At 63.9% G+C, this 18,519-nt stretch carries 14 protein-coding genes; 2 read left to right on the top strand and 12 right to left on the bottom strand.

The window, feature by feature from the left end; genetic code table 11:
• Positions 1-23 precede the first annotated feature (23 nt).
• Together ispF and ispD are read right to left on the bottom strand one after the other, a co-directional pair.
• Positions 24-515, bottom strand: a complete 492-nt coding sequence (ispF, locus tag ELS24_RS06840) for a 2-C-methyl-D-erythritol 2,4-cyclodiphosphate synthase (RefSeq protein WP_050448556.1) — start codon at positions 513-515, stop codon at positions 24-26.
• Complete coding sequence (ispD, locus tag ELS24_RS06835) at positions 512-1,195, bottom strand: 2-C-methyl-D-erythritol 4-phosphate cytidylyltransferase (protein WP_127183720.1); 684 nt, start codon at positions 1,193-1,195, stop codon at positions 512-514. Before ispD ends, ispF begins: the two co-directional genes overlap by 4 nt.
• Before the next feature lie 47 nt (positions 1,196-1,242).
• On the opposite strand from ispD, the gene mfd reads away from it, so the two are divergent.
• Together mfd and serB are read left to right on the top strand one after the other, a co-directional pair.
• Complete coding sequence (gene mfd / locus ELS24_RS06830; RefSeq protein WP_050448569.1) at positions 1,243-4,707, top strand: transcription-repair coupling factor; 3,465 nt, start codon at positions 1,243-1,245, stop codon at positions 4,705-4,707.
• Between the two features lie 24 nt (positions 4,708-4,731).
• Positions 4,732-5,589, top strand: coding sequence for a phosphoserine phosphatase SerB (serB, locus tag ELS24_RS06825; RefSeq protein WP_050448554.1), 858 nt, complete (start codon positions 4,732-4,734; stop codon positions 5,587-5,589).
• Positions 5,590-5,660: 71 nt separating this feature from the next.
• On the opposite strand, the gene ELS24_RS06820 is transcribed toward serB, so the two are convergent.
• The 10 genes from ELS24_RS06820 to nuoG form a co-directional block, all read right to left on the bottom strand.
• On the bottom strand, positions 5,661-7,940 hold the full coding sequence (locus ELS24_RS06820; protein ID WP_127183719.1) for a TonB-dependent receptor: 2,280 nt from the start codon (positions 7,938-7,940) through the stop codon (positions 5,661-5,663).
• 293 nt (positions 7,941-8,233) lie between these two features.
• The gene (locus tag ELS24_RS06815) at positions 8,234-8,563 is read right to left on the bottom strand and encodes a DUF2818 family protein (protein WP_050448552.1); all 330 of its coding nucleotides are present in this window, start codon (positions 8,561-8,563) and stop codon (positions 8,234-8,236) included.
• A gap of 13 nt (positions 8,564-8,576) precedes the next feature.
• Entirely contained in the window at positions 8,577-10,061 is a 1,485-nt protein-coding gene (nuoN, locus tag ELS24_RS06810; RefSeq protein WP_127183718.1) for an NADH-quinone oxidoreductase subunit NuoN, read from the bottom strand.
• Positions 10,062-10,070: 9 nt separating this feature from the next.
• The gene (locus tag ELS24_RS06805; protein WP_050448550.1) at positions 10,071-11,573 is read right to left on the bottom strand and encodes an NADH-quinone oxidoreductase subunit M; all 1,503 of its coding nucleotides are present in this window, start codon (positions 11,571-11,573) and stop codon (positions 10,071-10,073) included.
• The gene (gene nuoL / locus ELS24_RS06800) at positions 11,570-13,597 is read right to left on the bottom strand and encodes an NADH-quinone oxidoreductase subunit L (protein ID WP_050448549.1); all 2,028 of its coding nucleotides are present in this window, start codon (positions 13,595-13,597) and stop codon (positions 11,570-11,572) included. Before nuoL ends, ELS24_RS06805 begins: the two co-directional genes overlap by 4 nt.
• A gap of 17 nt (positions 13,598-13,614) precedes the next feature.
• Complete coding sequence (nuoK, locus tag ELS24_RS06795) at positions 13,615-13,923, bottom strand: NADH-quinone oxidoreductase subunit NuoK (RefSeq protein WP_006217969.1); 309 nt, start codon at positions 13,921-13,923, stop codon at positions 13,615-13,617.
• The gene (locus ELS24_RS06790; protein WP_050448547.1) at positions 13,920-14,576 is read right to left on the bottom strand and encodes an NADH-quinone oxidoreductase subunit J; all 657 of its coding nucleotides are present in this window, start codon (positions 14,574-14,576) and stop codon (positions 13,920-13,922) included. The genes nuoK and ELS24_RS06790 overlap by 4 nt, the downstream gene beginning before the upstream one ends.
• Before the next feature lie 17 nt (positions 14,577-14,593).
• A complete protein-coding gene (nuoI, locus tag ELS24_RS06785) occupies positions 14,594-15,082 on the bottom strand; it encodes an NADH-quinone oxidoreductase subunit NuoI (protein WP_006217967.1) in 489 nt (162 codons plus the stop codon).
• 21 nt (positions 15,083-15,103) lie between these two features.
• Positions 15,104-16,177, bottom strand: a complete 1,074-nt coding sequence (gene nuoH, locus ELS24_RS06780; RefSeq protein ID WP_050448546.1) for an NADH-quinone oxidoreductase subunit NuoH — start codon at positions 16,175-16,177, stop codon at positions 15,104-15,106.
• Positions 16,177-18,504 carry an NADH-quinone oxidoreductase subunit NuoG gene (nuoG, locus tag ELS24_RS06775; RefSeq protein WP_127183717.1) on the bottom strand — a complete coding sequence of 776 codons (2,328 nt, stop codon included), beginning with the start codon at positions 18,502-18,504 and terminating at the stop codon, positions 16,177-16,179. The genes nuoH and nuoG overlap by 1 nt, the downstream gene beginning before the upstream one ends.
• Between the last annotated feature and the right edge of the window lie 15 nt (positions 18,505-18,519).

Genomic DNA, 18,519 nt, shown 5'->3' with positions numbered 1-18,519 from the left:
TGGCAGGCACGATCACGCGTCGATCACGCGTCCGTCCGGGCCAGCAGCGTGACGACAGTGGCGGCGATGCCCTCCTTGCGGCCCAGGTAACCCAGGCCTTCGTTCGTCTTGGCCTTGATGTTCACGTCGGCTTCGGCCAGCCCGGTGTCGGCCGCAATATTCTTGACCATGGCGGGCGCGTGCGGGCCGATCTTGGGGGCCTGCGCATGCAGCGTCGCGTCGATGTTGACCGGCGTCCAGCCCGCGGCGCGCACGCGCGCCATGGCTTCGCGCAACAGCACGCGGCTGTCCGCGCCCTTGAAAGCAGGATCGGTATCCGGAAAATGCCGCCCGATGTCGCCCAGGCCCGCCGCGCCCAGCAGCGCATCAGTAATGGCGTGCAGCAACACGTCGGCATCGGAATGGCCCAGCAAGCCATGCGTGTGCGGGATCGTGACGCCGCCGATGATCAGCGGCCGGCCTTCAACCAAGGCATGCACGTCAAAGCCCTGCCCAACGCGAAAAGGAATGCTCATAGCCATTTTTCCATCAGTTCGAAATCATCCGGCCACGTCACCTTGAAGTTGCGCAAGGCGCCGGGGACCAGCAATGGCGCGTAGCCGGCCGCCTCTAGCGCGGAGGCTTCGTCGGTAACGGTCACGCCATTCACGGAGGCCGCCGTCAGCGCATCGCGCAGCACGCCGGCCCGAAACATTTGCGGCGTCTGCGCCAGCCACAGGCCATTACGATCCAACGTGCGCTCGACGCGATCGTGCCCGCCCTTGACGGTGTCGGCCACGGGCAACGCCAGCAGGCCGCCCACGGGGTCCGCCAGGCAGGCGTCGATCAAGCGGCGCAGCGCGCCTTCTGGCAATCCGGGCCGGGCGGCATCGTGCACCAGCACCCAGGTATCGTCAGCCACGCCGCTATCGGCCAACGCGCCAGCCACGGTATCGGCCCGCGTCGCGCCACCGCATGCGCGCCACACGGTGCGCGGCAAACCCGCCAGCGCGGCGTCAACCCAGCCATCGCCCGGCGTCACCGCCACCCGTACCTGGGACACACGATCATCGGCCAGCAAGGCAAGCACCGCATGGCGCAGCATGGGCTGTCCGGCCAATGGACGATATTGCTTGGGCACGGGTTCTGCGCCGGGCTGGCTGGCGCGGGCGCCAACGCCCGCGGCGGGAACGATTGCAATGATTGAGTCAGACATGGTGCGGTGATTTTATAATCTTCCGCTTGATGCCTGCTTCCACCCTGATGCCCACCCCCACATCCCCCGCCACCGCCGCGCCGCCCGTCCCCGCGACCGCCTCCACTTTGTCCGCGCTGAAAATCGGCGCGCGCTATGCGCAGCCCCGGCCGCCCGGCTCGGGAGACGCCTGGCTGCTGGCGGACCTGGCGCGTCAGGCGTCCGTGCCCGTGGTCATCCTGACCGCCGAACCGGTAGAAGCCCAGCGGCTGGCCGAAGAAATCCAGCTATTCGCGCCGGACTTGCGGGTCAGCCAGTTGCCCGACTGGGAAACGCTGCCCTACGACGCCTTTTCTCCGCACCAGGATCTGATTTCCCAGCGCCTGCACACGCTGCATTCGCTGATGATGAAGACGGTGGACGTGCTGACGGTGCCCATCACCACCGCCTTGTACCGCCTGGCGCCGCCTTCGTTTCTGGCCGCCTACACGTTTTCGTTCAAGCAGAAAGACAAGCTGAACGAAGCGGCCCTGCGCGCGCAGTTGACGCTGGCCAACTACAACCACGTGACCCAGGTCACCGCGCCGGGCGAATTCTGCCTGCGGGGCGGCCTGATCGACCTGTTCCCCATGGGCTCGGTCGTGCCCTACCGGCTGGACCTGTTCGACGACGAAATCGAGACCATCCGCAGCTTCGACGTGGACACGCAGCGCAGCCTGTACCCCGTGCGCGAAGTGCAGTTGCTGCCCGGCCGCGAGTTCCCCATGGACGAAGACTCGCGCACCCGTTTCCGCGCGCGCTTTCGCGAAATATTCGAGGGCGATCCATCCCGCGCCCTACCCTATAAAGATATCGGCAACGGCATCCCGTTCGCGGGCGTCGAGTACTACCTGCCGCTGTTCTTCGAAGAAACCGCCACGCTGTTCGATTACCTGACCACGGGCACGGTCACCGTCACCATCGGCGATATCGACGACGCCATCCAGCGCTTCAATCAAGACACCTCCAGCCGCTACAACTTCCTGAAGAGCGACCGCGAGCGCCCCGTGCTGCCGCCCTCGGCGTTGTTCCTGGATAACGAAACGCTGTACACGCGGCTTAAGGAATTCCGCCGCCTGTCCTTGACGGCCGGCGACCCGCATCCCGATTTCCGCGCGGTGCCCGACGTCAGCGTGGCGCGCCGGTCCGACGACCCCATCGCCAAACTGCGCGCCTTGGTCCAAACGCGCCAGACCCGCGTGCTGCTGTGCGCCGACTCCGCCGGCCGGCGCGAGACCCTGGTGCAGATGCTGAACGAATTCGGCGTCACGCCAGACGCGCAGCCCGACACGATCGAAGCCTTCCTGGCGTCTGACGCCAACTTCGGCATCGTCGCCGCGCCGCTGGCCACGGGCTTCGGCCTGCCCCAGGCCAACCTGGCCTTCCTGACCGAAAACGACCTGTACCCGGGCCACGCCAACACGGGCCGCCGTGGCAAGCGCGACCAGGAACGCGCCAGCAACGTCGAAGCCATGGTGCGCGACCTGTCCGAACTGCGCGCCGGCGACCCCGTCGTTCACGCGCAGCACGGCATCGGCCGCTACCACGGCCTGGTCAACATGGACATGGGCGAAGGCGAGATGGAGTTCCTCCATCTTGAATACGCCAACGGCAGCACGCTCTACGTGCCGGTGTCGCAACTGCATGTGATCGCCCGCTACAGCGGCGCCGACCCCGACGCGGCGCCGCTGCACCAACTGGGTTCCGGCCAGTGGGACAAGGCCCGCCGCAAGGCCGCCAAGCAAGTGCGCGACACCGCCGCCGAGCTGCTGGCGCTGTATGCGCAGCGCGCGGCGCGCGAAGGTTTCGCCTTCAACCTGCCACTGAACGATTACCAGGCGTTCGCCGAGGGCTTCGGCTTTGAGGAAACCGTGGACCAGGCGGCCGCCATCGAAGCGGTGATCGCCGACATGACCTCCGGCCGCCCGATGGACCGGCTGGTCTGCGGCGACGTGGGCTTTGGCAAGACCGAAGTGGCCTTGCGCGCCGCCTTCCTGGCCGTGGCCAACGGCAAGCAGGTCGCCCTGCTGTGCCCCACCACGCTGCTGGCCGAACAGCACGCGCAAACGTTTTCTGACCGCTTTGCCGACTGGCCCGTGCGCGTGGTGGAACTGTCGCGTTTCCGCTCCGCCAAGGAAGTGGCCGCCGCCGTCGAGGGCATCAACGACGGCCGGGTCGACATCGTGATCGGCACGCACAAGATTCTGTCCAAGGACGTGAAATTCAAACGCCTGGGACTGGTCATCATCGACGAAGAACACCGCTTTGGCGTGCGCCAGAAAGAAGCGCTGAAAGCGCTGCGCGCCGAGGTCGACGTGCTGACACTGACGGCCACCCCCATTCCGCGCACGCTGGGCATGTCGCTGGAAGGCATCCGGGATTTCTCCGTCATCGCCACCGCGCCGCAAAAGCGCCTGGCCATCAAGACCTTCGTGCGCCGCGAAGACGGCAGCACGCTGCGCGAAGCGCTCTTGCGCGAACTCAAGCGCGGCGGCCAGTGCTACTTCCTGCACAACGAGGTGGAAACCATCCACAACCGCCGCGCCCGTCTGGAAGAACTGGTGCCGGAAGCGCGCATTGCGGTGGCGCACGGCCAGATGCCCGAGCGCGAGCTGGAACAGGTGATGAAGGGCTTCTACCAGCAGCGCTACAACGTGCTGCTGTGTACCACCATCATCGAAACCGGCATCGACGTGCCCAGCGCCAACACCATCGTGATCCACCGCGCCGACCGCTTCGGGCTGGCGCAGTTGCACCAGTTGCGCGGCCGCGTGGGCCGTTCGCACCACCAGGCCTACGCCTATTTGCTGACGCCTGGCGAAGACGCCATCACCACCAATGCCAAGAAGCGCCTGGAAGCGATCCAGGCCATGGAGGAACTGGGGTCCGGCTTCTATCTGGCCATGCACGATCTGGAAATCCGCGGCACGGGCGAAGTGCTGGGCGACTCGCAGTCGGGCAACATCCAGGAAGTGGGTTTCTCGATGTACAACGAGATGCTCAACGAAGCCGTGCGCGCGCTGCGCGCGGGCGAAGAGCCGGACCTGGACGCGCCCTTCAACCTGGCCTGCGAAGTCAATCTGCATGCGCCGGCCCTGCTGCCGTCCGACTACTGCGCCGACGTGCACGCGCGCCTGGGCATCTACAAGCGCCTGGCGCACGCCGCCGACGAAGACGACCTGATCCGCATCCAGGAAGAACTGATCGACCGCTTCGGCAAGCTGCCCGAAGCCGCGCAAACGCTTTTGACCACGCACCGTCTGCGCCTGGCCGCGCAGCCGCTGGGCATCGTCAAGATCGACGCCAGCGAAACCCAGGCGCTGATCCAGTTCGGCCCCAAGACCAGCGTCGACCCCGCGCGCATCATCGAACTGGTCCAGCGCCAACGCAACATCAAACTGGCCGGACAGGATAAATTGCGGGTTGAGATCAAGGCAGCGCAAATCGCCGCCCGCTCTGACGCCGTCCGCGCCGTGCTGCGTGCCTTGAAGTAAATCCACGACCTTCCCAATTTTCTTATGACCACCCATCACCTTGTCGTCCAATCTCCCGGCCTACGCATCGAACACGCCGAGCAACTGGCCGCCATGGCCCAAGCCCAGGGCGTGGCGCGCATCAGCAATACCGCCGCCCGCTTGCTGGACGTTCAGCACGACGCCCTGACCCGTGCCGAAGTCGTGGCCTGGGCTGAACGCCAGGGCGTTGATGTGGCGTTCGTGCCCGCCGGGCTGAAGCTGTCTGGCTGCAAGGTGTTGGCGATGGACATGGATTCCACGCTGATCAACATCGAATGCATCGACGAGATCGCGGGCGTGGTGGGTGTGAAGGACAAGGTGTCCGAAATCACCGAAGCCGCCATGCGCGGCGAAATCAAGGACTTTGCCGAAAGCCTGCGCCGCCGCGTCGCGCTGCTCAAGGGCGTGCCCGCCGAAGCGCTGGAACAGGTGTATGTGGAAAAGCTGCGCCTGAATCCCGGCGCCGAACGGCTGATCTCCACGGCGCAGGCAGCCGGCATCAAGGTGCTGCTGGTGTCGGGCGGCTTCACCTTCTTTACCGACCGCCTGCGCGAACGCCTGAAGCTGGACAGCGCACACGCCAACACGCTGGAAATCGACAACGGCCTGCTGACCGGCCACGTGCTGGGCGACATCCTGGACGCGCAGGCCAAGGCCGTCTACCTGCGCGAATTCGCGCGCACCCACGGCGCCACCAAAGACCAGATCATCGCCATGGGCGACGGCGCCAACGACTTGCTGATGCTGGGCGCCGCGGGCTTCCCCGTGGCCTATCACGCCAAGCCGGTGGTGCGCGAGCAAACGCGCTTCGCCTTGAACGTCACCGGGCTGGACGGCGTGCTGAACTGGTTTGAAAGCTGATTTCGCCCGGGCTTCAACGTGCAAAAAAAATAGCCACCGATCAAGGTGGCTATTTTCATTCCCGCGCCCGATCAGTAGCGCATCTTCAGCGTCAGCAACGCCGCGCGTCCGGTGCCCAGCGCCGCGTAGTGGGCCGCGTAAGCCTTGGTGTAGTACGTTTCGTCGAACAGGTTCAGCACGTTCAGTTGCGCCGAGTAGTGCTCGTTGAATTCGTAGGCCGCCATGGCGTCGAAGCGCCAGTACGACGGCACCCAGCGCGCCTTGGGCGTGCCGTTGGCGTTACGGGTGGCGTCTGAATTGCCGTAGACCTTGTCCACGTAGTAGGCGCCGCCGCCCACCGTCAGCTTGGGCAGCACCTTGTAGGTGGTCCACAGGCTGAAGGCGTTGCGCGGGGTATTGGGCAGGTCCTGACCCACGGCGCCGCTGTTGTAGGCGCCCTTGGTCATTTCGCTATCCATGAAGGTGTAGCCGCCGAACACGTTCCACTTGGGCGTGATGTTGCCCGAGAAGCCCAGTTCAATGCCGCGCACCTTGGCCTCGCCCACCTGCGCCACTTCGGTGGCCGACACCGCCACGCTGGTGTTCTTGCGGATGTCGTGGAACGCCGCGGCCGACAGCGTCAGGCGGTCGTCAAAGACCTGCCACTTGGTGCCCACTTCCACGGTGCGGCTTTTTTCGGGTTCCAGCGACGAATTGCTCAGCGACGTAGCGTCGCTGGTGGCGCTGGCCGCAATGGCCGAAGGCGTGGACGAGGTGCCGTACGTGGCGTAGATGGTGCCGTTGGGCAAAGGCTTGTACGCCAGGCCGATCTGGTAGTTGAACAGGTTGTCGTTGCGGCTGGTGCTGTAGAACGACGGCGTGCCCGCCGGGTCGTTACGGCCGGCGGCGATGTTGCTGCCGCTGGTGCGGTAGTTGTCCCAGCGCGCGCCCAGGCTGGCTTGCCACTGCTCGTTGAACTTGATGGTGTCAAACCCGTAGAGCGCCAGGGTATCCGTGTTGTAGCGCGCGGGGTTGTTGTTGCGGGTCAGCGTGCCCGGGTAGTCGGTGCCGGGGTCCGGGTCCCACAAGGACGCGCACAGTGCCGGGTTGGCGTAGGTGTTGACGCCGGCGGCGCTGGTTGCGGTCACGCAGTTGCTACCGCCCGTGGGCACGCCCGATTCCTTGTAGCCGTCCTTGTTCTGCTTGATGTTGCTGTATTCAAAGCCCAGGTCGAAGGTGTGCTTCAGGCTGCCCGTGTCGAATTCGCCGGTCAGGTCGGTCTGGTTGGCGAAGGTCTTGGTGACGTAGTAGCCCGACTTCAGCGCGCGGTACACCAGGCCGTTGGCCACATTGCCCTTGCTGTCGTCCGGGTTCGTCGCGGCAAAGTCCGTGGTGCCCCGGCCATAGCGGGTCACGTTGCGCAGCTGCAGCTTGTCCGAGAAATCATGCTGGAAGTCCACCGTGGCAACGTCGTCGCGGGTCTTCATGAAGTCGCGGCCCGTCAGGCCATAGAACGACTTGCGGCTCACGCCCATCGTCTCCGTGACCGGCTGCCCCGTCTTCGGGTCATACGGAATGGAGTAGTCCGGCATGCTGTCGTCTTGATAGTGGTAGTAGCTGAGCGTGATGCGCGTCGGCGTTCCCACGCCCAGCATCAGCGACGGAGCCACGCCCCAACGTTCGAAGTCCACGGCGTTGTCGCGGCCGGCCACATCGCCCTTGTTGCCCATCACGTTCAGGCGGAAGGCGGCCTTGTCGGCCAGTCGCCAGTTGCTGTCGATGGTCGCGCGGTAATTGTTGTCGGTGCCGATCTGCGCGGTGGCTTCAGTGAAGTCAGTGGCCTTGGGCGCCTTGCTGACCATGTTGATGCTGCCGCCCGCCCCGCCCCGGCCGGAATACACCGAGTCCGGACCCTTGATCACTTCCACCTGTTCCAGGTTGAAGGTGTCGCGCACCTGCGTGCTGGAATCGCGGATACCGTCCAGGAACAGGCTGCTGGCGGCATTCTGCCCGCGAATAATGGGAAGATCGCCACCCGGACGGCCGCCTTCACCGGCGCCAAACGTAATGCCGGGCGAGTTGCGCAGCACGTCCTGCAAGGTCGACGCGGCCTGATCCTGGATCACCTGCTTGGGCACCACCTGCACAGTGCGCGGCGTGTCGAGCAGCGGCGCCGTCATCTTGGGCGACGGTACGGTGTTCGTTTGGTAGGAAGAGCCCTCGCCCTCCACCCGAACCGGCGCAAGCTGCGTGACACCCGAATCCGTGGACTGCGCGGCGGCGTAGGGGCTGATGAACAGGGCGGGCGCCGCAATGGCCGCGGCAAGCGAGGTAGCGAGCGTATTCAGCGAATACGAATCTTGGGACTTCAAACCAGCTTCTCCAGAATGTGAATAGCAACGATTCTTGTTTTTTTACCGGTTGCGATTTTGATCTTGAGCGCTGAACGACACCTGAATGACGGCATTGCCGGTCGGTAAAAGATGAAAAAACAACACCCGTAAATAGATAACGGGGGACGCGGACGGCGCCGCTGCTCTTGCCCAAACCATCTTTGCTGCGGCCCGCCACGGCACCGCCACAGCGGGCGGGTTTGAGCGTGTCGCATTTCACATCCTCAAAAGAAAAACGCCCCGTAGGGCGTTTTGTGGCGTTGGCGGGGCATTCAAACCCGTAAGCGAGGGTGCCGCTTGAACAGATAGCGGTACACGAAGCCCGGATAGGCCAGCACCAGGTACAGGCTGAGGGTAATGGCGTAGAACTCCCACGTCTGGGCAAAGCGATTGCCCAGCGTGGATTCGAAAGCAAAACCCAACGCGCCGACGATGCCGTAAAACACCAGCACTTCAACCAGACGCATCCAGAACGGCTTGACCGCCACCGCCCCACCCTGCTTCCAGGGCAAGACGGCGAAGACGCGTTCGGTCAGGAACGGCAGGTTGGCGCTGACCAGCGCCAGCGCGATCAACAGCCATACCGCCAGCGTCTGGTTCATGGCCGGGTTCCGCTTACAGGCTCAGCGACGAACGAATCGCCTGCACGCACAGCGCCATCAGGCCACCGGGCAACAGGCCCAACAGCAGCATCATGGCGCCGTTGATCGACAGCAGGCCGCGTTGACCGCAGGTCGCGACGATCGGGGCCACATCAGCCACCGGTTCGTCGAAGTAAACGACCTTCACGACACGCAGGTAGTAGAACGCGCCGATCAGCGAGAACAGCACCGCCACCACCGCCAGCGTCACGTGGCCCGCGCTGACCAGCGCTTGCAGCACGGCCAGCTTGGCGTAGAAGCCCACCAGCGGCGGAATGCCGGCCAGCGAGAACATCAGCAGCAGCACGATGAACGCATGCCACGGGCTACGGCGGTTCAGGCCCTTCAGGTCGTCGATGTGCTCGCACTCGAAACCCTGGCGCGACAGCAGCAGCACGATGCCGAAGCTGGCCAGCGTGGTCAGCACGTAGGTCAGCATGTAGAACAGCGACGCGCCATAGGCGGCCGACGACAGTTCCGGCTTGCCTTCGACCGCGCCCGACATCAGGCCCAAGAGCACGAAGCCCATGTGCGAGATGGTCGAATAAGCCAGCATGCGCTTGAAGTTGGTCTGCGCGATGGCGGTCAGGTTACCGATCGCCAGCGACAGCACGGCCAGAATCATCAACATCGGCTGCCAGTCGGCGGCCAGGCCATGCAGGCCGTCCACCAGCAGACGCAGGGTGATAGCGAAGGCCGCCAGCTTGGGCGCGCCGCCCAGGATCAGCGTGACGGCGGTCGGCGAGCCTTGGTAGACGTCCGGCACCCACATGTGGAACGGCACGGCGCCCAGCTTGAACGCCAGGCCCGATACCAGGAACACAATGCCGAACACCAGCGCCATCTTCTCGGCCTTACCGGCGGCGATGACCTTGGACACTTCGGCCAGGTCCAGGTGACCCGTGGCGCCGTAGACCATCGACATGCCGTACAGCAGGAAGCCCGAGGCCAACGCGCCCAGCACGAAGTACTTCATGGCGGCTTCGGTGGCCACGACGTCATCGCGGCGCAGCGCGATCAGCGCGTACAGCGCCAGCGACATCAGTTCCAGGCCCAGGTAGATGGAGATCAGGTTCCCGGAGGAAATCATGACCATCTGGCCCAGCAGCGCGAACAGCGTCAGGACGTAAAGCTCGCCGCCCTTGAGCATGTCACGCACTTGCGCATAGACACGGCCATAGACCAGCGTGGCGCCCACGGCAATGTAGGACGCGATCTTCAGCAGGTGCGACAGTTCGTCGGTGACGTACAGACCGTGGAAGGTCGCGCCCTTAACGCCGTTCATCCATTGCACAGCCGACACGACGGTCAGCGCGCCCAACACCAGCAGGGTCAGCAGAAACGTCGGCTTGCGCTCGGGGTGATTGCTGACCGCGTCGACGAGCAGGATAGCCAGGCCGGAAACCAGCAGAAGGATTTCCGGCGCCGCCAGGGCGAAATCGATTTGGGATTGCATCATTGTCTTGTCTTACAGTTTCGAGACGGCAACGTGTTGCAGCAGGGCCTCGACCGATACGTGCATGACGTCGGTAAAGGGCTTGGGATAGATCCCCATGTACAACACGGCGATCGCCATCACGCCAAGAATCACAAATTCGCGGCGGTTGATATCGGTCAGCTCGCGGACGTGGTCATTGGCGATGTCGCCCAGGACCACACGCTTGACCATCCACAGCGAATACGCAGCCCCCATGATCAGGGCGGTAGCCGCCAACAGGCCGATCCAGAAGTTGTGCTCGACCGCGCCCATGATCACCATGAACTCGCCGACGAAACCGCTGGTGGCCGGCAGGCCGCTGTTGGCCATCGAGAACAGGATGAAGAACGTGGCGAAGCGCGGCATCACGTTGACCACACCACCGTAATCGGCGATCTGGCGTGAGTGCATGCGGTCATACAGCACGCCGATACACATGAACATGGCGCCCGACACGAAGCCGTGGGAAATCATCTGCACGATGGCGCCTTCGACGCCGGCCGTGTTGAAGATGAAGAAGCCCAGCGTCACGAAACCCATGTGGGCAACCGACGAGTAAGCCACCAGCTTCTTCATGTCTTCCTGGATGATCGCCACCAGTCCGATGTAGATCACCGCAATCAGCGACAACGTGATCATCAGGCCGGCCAGGCTGTGCGAGGCGTCGGGCGTGATCGGCAGCGAGAAGCGCAGGAAGCCATAGGCGCCCAGCTTCAGCATGATCGCGGCCAGCACGATGGAGCCGCCCGTGGGCGCTTCAACGTGCACGTCCGGCAACCAGGTGTGAACCGGCCACATCGGCACCTTCACCGCGAAGGCCGCCAGCAGCGCCACGAAGATCAGGATCTGTTCGGTCTGGCCCAGCTTGACCTGGTGCCAGGTCAGGATGTCGAACGAACCACCCGATGCATGCCACAGGTAGATGAAGGCGATCAGGGTCAGCAGGGAACCCATCAGCGTGTAGAGGAAGAACTTGAATGCCGCGTAGATACGGTTATCGCCGCCCCACGCCCCGATGATGATGTACATCGGGATCAGCGTGGCTTCGAAGAACACGTAGAACAGCATGCCGTCCAGCGCGGCGAACACGCCCACCATCAGACCCGACAGGATCAGGAAGGCGGCCATGTACTGCGCCACGCGGCTGGTGATGACTTCCCAGCCGGCCAGCACCACGATGACGGTGATGAACGCGGTCAGGAGGACGAACCACAGCGAAATGCCGTCGATGCCCAAGTGGTAATTGACGTTGAAGGCTTCGATCCACGAGGCCTTTTCCACGAACTGCATGGCGGCCGTGGTGTTGTCAAAACCGGTGTAGAGCGGAATCGTGACGAGGAAACCGGCAACGGCGCCGGCCAGCGACAGGCCGCGCGTCAGACCGGGACGGTCGTCACGGCCCACCGCCAGCACCAGCAGGCCGAATACGATCGGGACAAAGATCGCAAGCGTGAGCCAGGGGAAAGTGTTGGATGCCATCTCGCTTGCCATCATTGGGGAATCAGCACAAAGAAAGTCACCAGCGCCATGATGCCGATGATCATCGCGAACGCGTAGTGATAGATGAAGCCGGATTGCAGGTGGCGGCTGACCGCTGCCACCCAGCCCACGACGCGGGCGCTACCGTTGACCAGCAGGCCATCGATGATGCCGCGGTCGCCGGTCTGCCACAGGCCACGGCCCAGGGCGCGCATGCCGCGAGCAATGATCTGCTCGTTGACCCAGTCCACGTAGTACTTGTTTTCAAGCACCTTGTTGACGCCGGAGAGGTTGGCCTTGATGGCGGCCGGAACCTTGGGATTGATCAGGTAGCAGTACCAGGCAATGACGAAACCAGCCACGACCAGCCAGAACGGCAGGGTCTGGAAGGCATGCAGGCCGTAGGCGACCCAGCCGTGCCACTCTTCTTGCAGTTCGTGCATGGCCGGATGCTGCGGCAGCACCGTGATCACGCCGTTGAAGAACTTGCCGAACAGCATCGGGTCAACCGCCCAGGCGCCAACCAGCACCGACGGAATCGCCAGCAGGATCAGCGGCAGCGTGACCACCCAGGGCGACTCATGCGGCTTGCCGCCATGATGGCCGTGGCCGTGGTCGTCATGACCGTGATCGTCGTGGCCATGGCCATGACCGTGGTCACTGGTGTCGAAGCGTTCCTTGCCGTGGAAGACCAGGAAATACACGCGGAACGAGTACAGCGAGGTCACGAACACACCGATCAGCACGGCGTAGTACGCGAAGCTTGCGCCCCAGACGTTGGCGTGGCCGGCCGCTTCGATAATGTTTTCCTTCGAGTAGAAACCCGAGAAGAACGGCGTGCCAACCAGTGCCAGCGTGCCCAGCAGGAACGTGATCCAGGTGATTGGCATGTACTTGCGCAGGCCACCCATGTTGCGGATGTCCTGGTCGTGGTGCATGCCGATGATGACCGAGCCCGCGCCCAGGAACAGCAGCGCCTTGAAGAACGCGTGGGTCATCAGGTGGAAAATGGCCACCGAGTAGGCCGAGGCGCCCAGCGCCACCGTCATGTAACCCAGCTGCGACAGCGTGGAGTACGCAACAACGCGCTTGATGTCAGTCTGGATGATGCCCAGGATGCCCAGGAACAGCGCGCCGATGGCGCCGATCACGATGATGAACGACAGCGCCACGTCCGACAGTTCAAACAGCGGCGAGAAGCGCGCCACCATGAAGATACCGGCCGTCACCATGGTGGCGGCGTGGATCAGTGCGGAGATCGGGGTCGGGCCTTCCATGGAGTCAGGCAGCCAGGCGTGCAGCGGAACCTGGGCCGATTTGCCCATGGCGCCGATGAACAGGCAGATACACGCCACCGTCAGCAGCATCCAGTCAGAACCCGGCAGGGTCATCGCGGCCAGCTTGTCGGCTTGGGCGAAGACTTCGCCGTAGTGCATCGTGCCGGCGTACGCGAACAACAGGCCGATACCCAGCACGAAGCCGAAGTCACCGACGCGGTTGATCAGGAATGCCTTCATGTTGGCGAAGATGGCCGTCGGGCGGGTGTACCAGAAACCGATCAGCAGGTACGACACCAGGCCCACTGCTTCCCAGCCGAAGAACAGCTGCACCATGTTGTTCGACATCACCAGCATCAGCATGGAGAACGTGAACAGCGAGATGTACGAGAAGAAGCGCTGATAGCCGGGGTCGTCAGCCATGTAGCCGATGGTGTAGATGTGCACCATCAGCGACACCGACGTGACCACGACCATCATCATGGCCGACAGCGGATCGATCAGGAAGCCGATTTCCAGCTTGGTCTGGCCGATCAGGCTCCAGGTGTAGACCGCGCCGTCAAAGCGCAGGCCGTTGAGCACGTCGCCCAGCACCACCACCGAACCGATGGCCGAGATGAGTACGCCAAGAATGGTGATGACGTGGGACGCGCGGCGGCCGATGGGACGGCCCAGGAAGCCGGTGCCGAAAAGGCCCGCGAGAATTGCTCCGGCCAGCGGTGCCAGCGCGATGAGCAAGTAGAGATTGGGTGAGCTAGACATTTTCTTCCAATACCCCGTCAGCCCTTCAGGCGATCGAGTTCGTCAACGTTGATCGTGTTCAGGTTGCGGAACAGCAGCACCAAGATGGCCAGGCCGATCGCCGCTTCAGCGGCGGCCACGGTCAGGATGAAGAACACGAACACCTGGCCGGCGGTGTCGCCGAACCAGCTGGAGAACGCCACGAAGTTCATGTTGACGGCCAGGAGCACGAGCTCGATGGACATCAAGAGAATGATCAGGTTGCGGCGGTTCAGGAAGATGCCGAAGATCCCGATGGCGAACAGGATCGCCCCAAGGATCAGATAGTGGGCCAGCGTCAGCGTCATTGTTTTTCTCCTTGGGGCGCGGCGGCGGCGCCGGACGAGGCATCACGCTTGGCTTGGGCACGCTCGCTCTGGGCGGGCATGTTGACCATGCGGAAGCGGTCCTTCGAACGGACGCGCACGGCGGCTACCGGGTCGTTGTACTTCACGTCGCGGCGGCGGCGCAGCGTCAGCGCAATCGCGGCGACCATGCCCACCAGCAGCAGCGCGGCGCCAACTTCGACGGCGTAGATGTACTGCGTGTACATGGCTTCGCCGAGCGCGCGGGCGTTGTTGTAGTCGCCGGCGACCGGGGCTTGCGGGCCCGCGCCATACCAGGTGGAACCCAGCACGAACGACATTTCCAGCACCAGAACCAGACCGATCACCAGGCCCAGCGGCAGGTAGGTCTTCAGACCCTGGCGCATGGCGTCCATGCGGATGTCCAGCATCATCACGACGAAAAGGAAGAGCACCATCACGGCGCCCACGTACACCAGCACCAGCAGCAAGGCCAGGAATTCAGCGCCCAGCAGCATCCACAGCATGGCTGCGTTGGAGAATGCCAGGATCAGGTGCAAGACCGCGGTGACCGGACTGCGCGCGGTGATCACGCGGAACGCCGCGATCACCAGCACGGCGGCCAGTATGTAGAAAAGGACAGTGGTAAAAGTCATGGATCAGACCCTGGGCTTCAACGGTAAGGAGCGTCGTCGGCCCGGCGGCGGGCGATGTCGGCTTCGTAGCGGTCGCCCACGGCGAGCAGCATGTCTTTGGTGAAATACAGGTCGCCGCGCTTTTCACCGTGGTATTCGTGGATATGGGTTTCCACGATCGAGTCCACGGGGCAGCTTTCCTCACAGAAGCCGCAGAAAATGCACTTGGTCAGATCGATGTCGTAACGCGTGGTGCGGCGGGTGCCGTCCTCGCGCTGGTCCGATTCGATGGTGATCGCCAAGGCCGGGCACACGGCTTCGCACAGCTTGCACGCAATGCAACGCTCTTCCCCGTTGGGGTAGCGGCGCAACGCGTGCAGGCCGCGGAATCGCGCCGACGTGGGCGTCTTTTCCTGCGGATAACGCAAGGTGACCTTGCGCTTGAAAAAGTACTTGCCCGTCAGGCGCATGCCCTTGAGCAACTCGGTCAGCATCAGGCTGCCGAAGAAATCTTTGATCGCTTCCATATCCTGCCTCTGCCTGGCGGCTTAGCGCCAAATGTTCCAGGGCGTCTGCATCCAGATCGCCACCACGACCAGCCAAACGCCGGTCAGCGGGATGAAGATTTTCCAACCCAAACGCATGATCTGGTCATAGCGGTAGCGCGGGAACGATGCGCGGAACCACACAAACAACGAGACCACGAAGAACGTCTTCAGACCCAGCCAGATCCAACCCGGAATCCAGGTCAACGGCGCGATGTCGATCGGGGACGCCCAGCCGCCCAGGAACATGATCGACGCCATGCAGGACAGCAGGATCATGTTGGCGTATTCACCCAGGAAGAACAGGGCGAAGGCCATACCCGAGTACTCGACCATGTGGCCGGCCACGATTTCCGATTCGCCTTCGACCACGTCGAACGGGTGACGGTTGGTTTCGGCCACGGCCGAAATCACGTAGATCACGAACAGCGGCAACAGCGGCAGCCAGTTCCAGGACATGAACGTCAGGCCCTTCTCCGCAAACCAGCCGCGGTTCTGGACATTGACGATTTCGGACATGTTCAAGCTGCCCGAGACCAGCAGCACCGTGACGAGCACGAAGCCGATGGCCAGTTCGTAGGACAGCATCTGTGCCGAAGCGCGCAGCGCGCCCAGGAACGCGTACTTGGAGTTCGACGCCCAACCCGCCACGATCACGCCATACACGCCGATGGACGTGATGGCCATGATGTACAGCAGGCCGGCGTTGACGTTGGCCAGCACGATGTCGGGACCGAAGGGCACCACCGCCCAGGCGGCCAGCGCAGGCATCAGCGTGACCACGGGGGCCACGATGAACAGCACCTTGTTGGCCTGGCTGGGGACCACGACTTCCTTGGTCAGCAGCTTGAACACGTCGGCAAACGGCTGCAACAGCCCCTTGAAACCCACGCGGTTCGGACCCATGCGCACGTGCATGGCGCCGATCATCTTGCGTTCCCAGTACGTCAGGTACGCAACGCACAGAATGATCGGCACGGCGATGATCACAATCTTGATGAGGGTCCAGAGGACCATCCAGACCGTCGGGCCCAGCAACTCCTGCCCGTGGCTCTCAAGAACATTAAGCCATTCCATCAGGCACGCTCCACGCTGAGTTGACCGAATGCGCCACCCAGGGCTGCGGTGTTTTCAAAGGCTGCGGAAATGCGCACGGCGCGGTCGGCCACGGCATCATCCTGCACGGTTTCAAGTTCGACGGCGCCTTGCGGACCCGCCACGCGCACCTTGACCCCGGCCGTCAGGCCCAGGCTGGTAAGCGTGCGGCCGTTCATGGCGGCGGCCGGCTTCTTGGAGGCCGGGGACGCTTGCAGCGGCTCCGAACGGCGAACCATGGCGTCGGTGCGGTAGATCGGCACATCGGCCACGCGTTCCAGGCCGGTCAGTGCCTGACCCAGGCCCAGCGGCGCCTTGACGTCGTTGGACAGGCGGCCTTCGATGCCACCGGCCAGCGCGGCGTCGCGCACCGATTCCGACGTTTCATCGTCAAAGCCGGCCAGATGCAGCACGTTGCCCAGCACGCGCAGGACCTTCCAGCCCGGACGCGTCTGGCCCAACGGCGTAACCGTGCCCTTGAAGCTCTGGGCCAGGCCTTGCGCGTTGACGAAGGTGCCCGAGGTTTCGGTGAACGGCGACACCGGCAGCATGACGTCGGCCCATTCGGCCGCGGCCGAACGGTAAGGCGTCAGAGCCACGGCGAACTGCGCGCCACGCAGCGCGGCGATGGCTTGCTGGCCGTTGTCGGCATCCAGCAGCGGCTCGGCGTGCAGCACGATGTAGGCCTTGAGCGGCTCGGCCAGCATGGCGGCGGCGTTCTTGCCACCCTTGCCCGGCACGGCGCCGGCCAGGTAACCGCCGACGGTGTTGCCGCCGGAAGTCAGGAAGCCGAACTTGCCACCGGCCAGGTTCGCCACGGCGCGGCCGTTGGCGGCCAGCGTCGAGGCTTGGGCGCTGGCCACGGCCAAGTTGCCCAGCAGCACGGCGGTGTTGGCGCCGGAAGCCAGGCTGGCGGCGATGATCTTGGCGTTTTCGCCCGGGGTGACCGAGGCGAATTCGGCCGGCACGGCCTGTTCCTTGGCTTGCGCCAGGGCGACGGCCACTTCGGCCAGCGCGCGCGGCAGCTCGGACGGAGCCACGGTGATGCGGGCGGCGATGGGCATCAGAGGATCGTCAGCGGCGCTGTCGACCATCAGGATCTGCGTGCCGCGCTTGGCGGCTTGACGCAGGCGTTGCGCCATCAACGGGTGATCCTTGCGCAGGAACGAGCCGACGACCAGCACGCGGTCCAGGTTGTCGAGTTCAGCGATGGGCATGCCCAGCCACGGAGCACCGGTCAACGCGGCGTCGAAGGCCGGGTCGGTCTGGCGCAGGCGGAAGTCGATGTTCTCGGAACCCAGCGCGCGGACCAGGCGGCCCAGCAAGGCATATTCTTCGGTGGTGGCGTATTCCGACGCCAACGCGCCGATCTGGCCGGCGCCGAAGCTGTCGCGAACGCGCGACAGGCCTTGGGCCACGGCTTGCAGCGCGTCAGCCCAAGAGGCTTCCTGCCACTTGCCGTCGGTGCCCTTGATCATCGGGGCAGTCAGGCGGTCGTCGCTGTTCAGGCCTTCGTACGAGAAGCGATCGCGGTCGCTGATCCAGCATTCGTTGACGGCTTCGTCTTCGAACGGGACCACGCGCATGACGCGGTCGCCCTTGACCTGAACCACCAGGTTGGCGCCCAGGCTGTCGTGCGGGCTGACCGAACGGCGGCGAGCCAGTTCCCAGGTGCGGGCGCTGTAGCGGAAGGGCTTGGAGGTCAGCGCGCCCACCGGACAGATGTCGATCATGTTGCCCGACAGTTCGGACTCGATCGAGCGGCCGACAAACGTCGTGATCTCGGAGTGTTCGCCACGGCCCAACATGCCCAGTTCCATGACCCCGGCGATTTCCTGGCCGAAGCGCACGCAGCGGGTGCAGTGGATGCAGCGGCTCATTTCCTCGGCGGAAACCAGCGGACCCAGGTCCTTGTGGAAGACGACGCGCTTTTCCTCTTGGTAACGCGAGGAAGAGCCACCGTAACCCACGGCCAGATCCTGCAACTGGCATTCGCCGCCCTGATCGCAGATCGGGCAGTCGAGGGGGTGATTGATGAGCAAGAATTCCATCACCGACTTCTGAGCGGCGCGAGCCTTTTCAGAGCAGGTGTGGACGACCATGCCGTTGGTCACGGGCGTGGCGCAGGCGGGCAGCGCCTTGGGCGCTTTTTCCACTTCAACCAGGCACATCCGGCAGTTGGCCGCGATGGACAGTTTCTTGTGGTAGCAGAAATGCGGCACGTAAAGCCCGACTTTCTGAGCGGCATGCATGACCATGCTGCCTTCGGGCACTTCGACCTGATTGCCGTCGACGGTTAGTTCAACCATTGCTGTTCCTGAGAC

The organism is Achromobacter spanius, assembly GCF_003994415.1.
GTDB classification, from domain to species: Bacteria; Pseudomonadota; Gammaproteobacteria; order Burkholderiales; family Burkholderiaceae_B; genus Achromobacter; species Achromobacter spanius_C.
The sequence above is the reverse complement of the archived record's forward strand: the minus strand, read 5'-3'. Positions and strand labels throughout refer to the sequence as shown.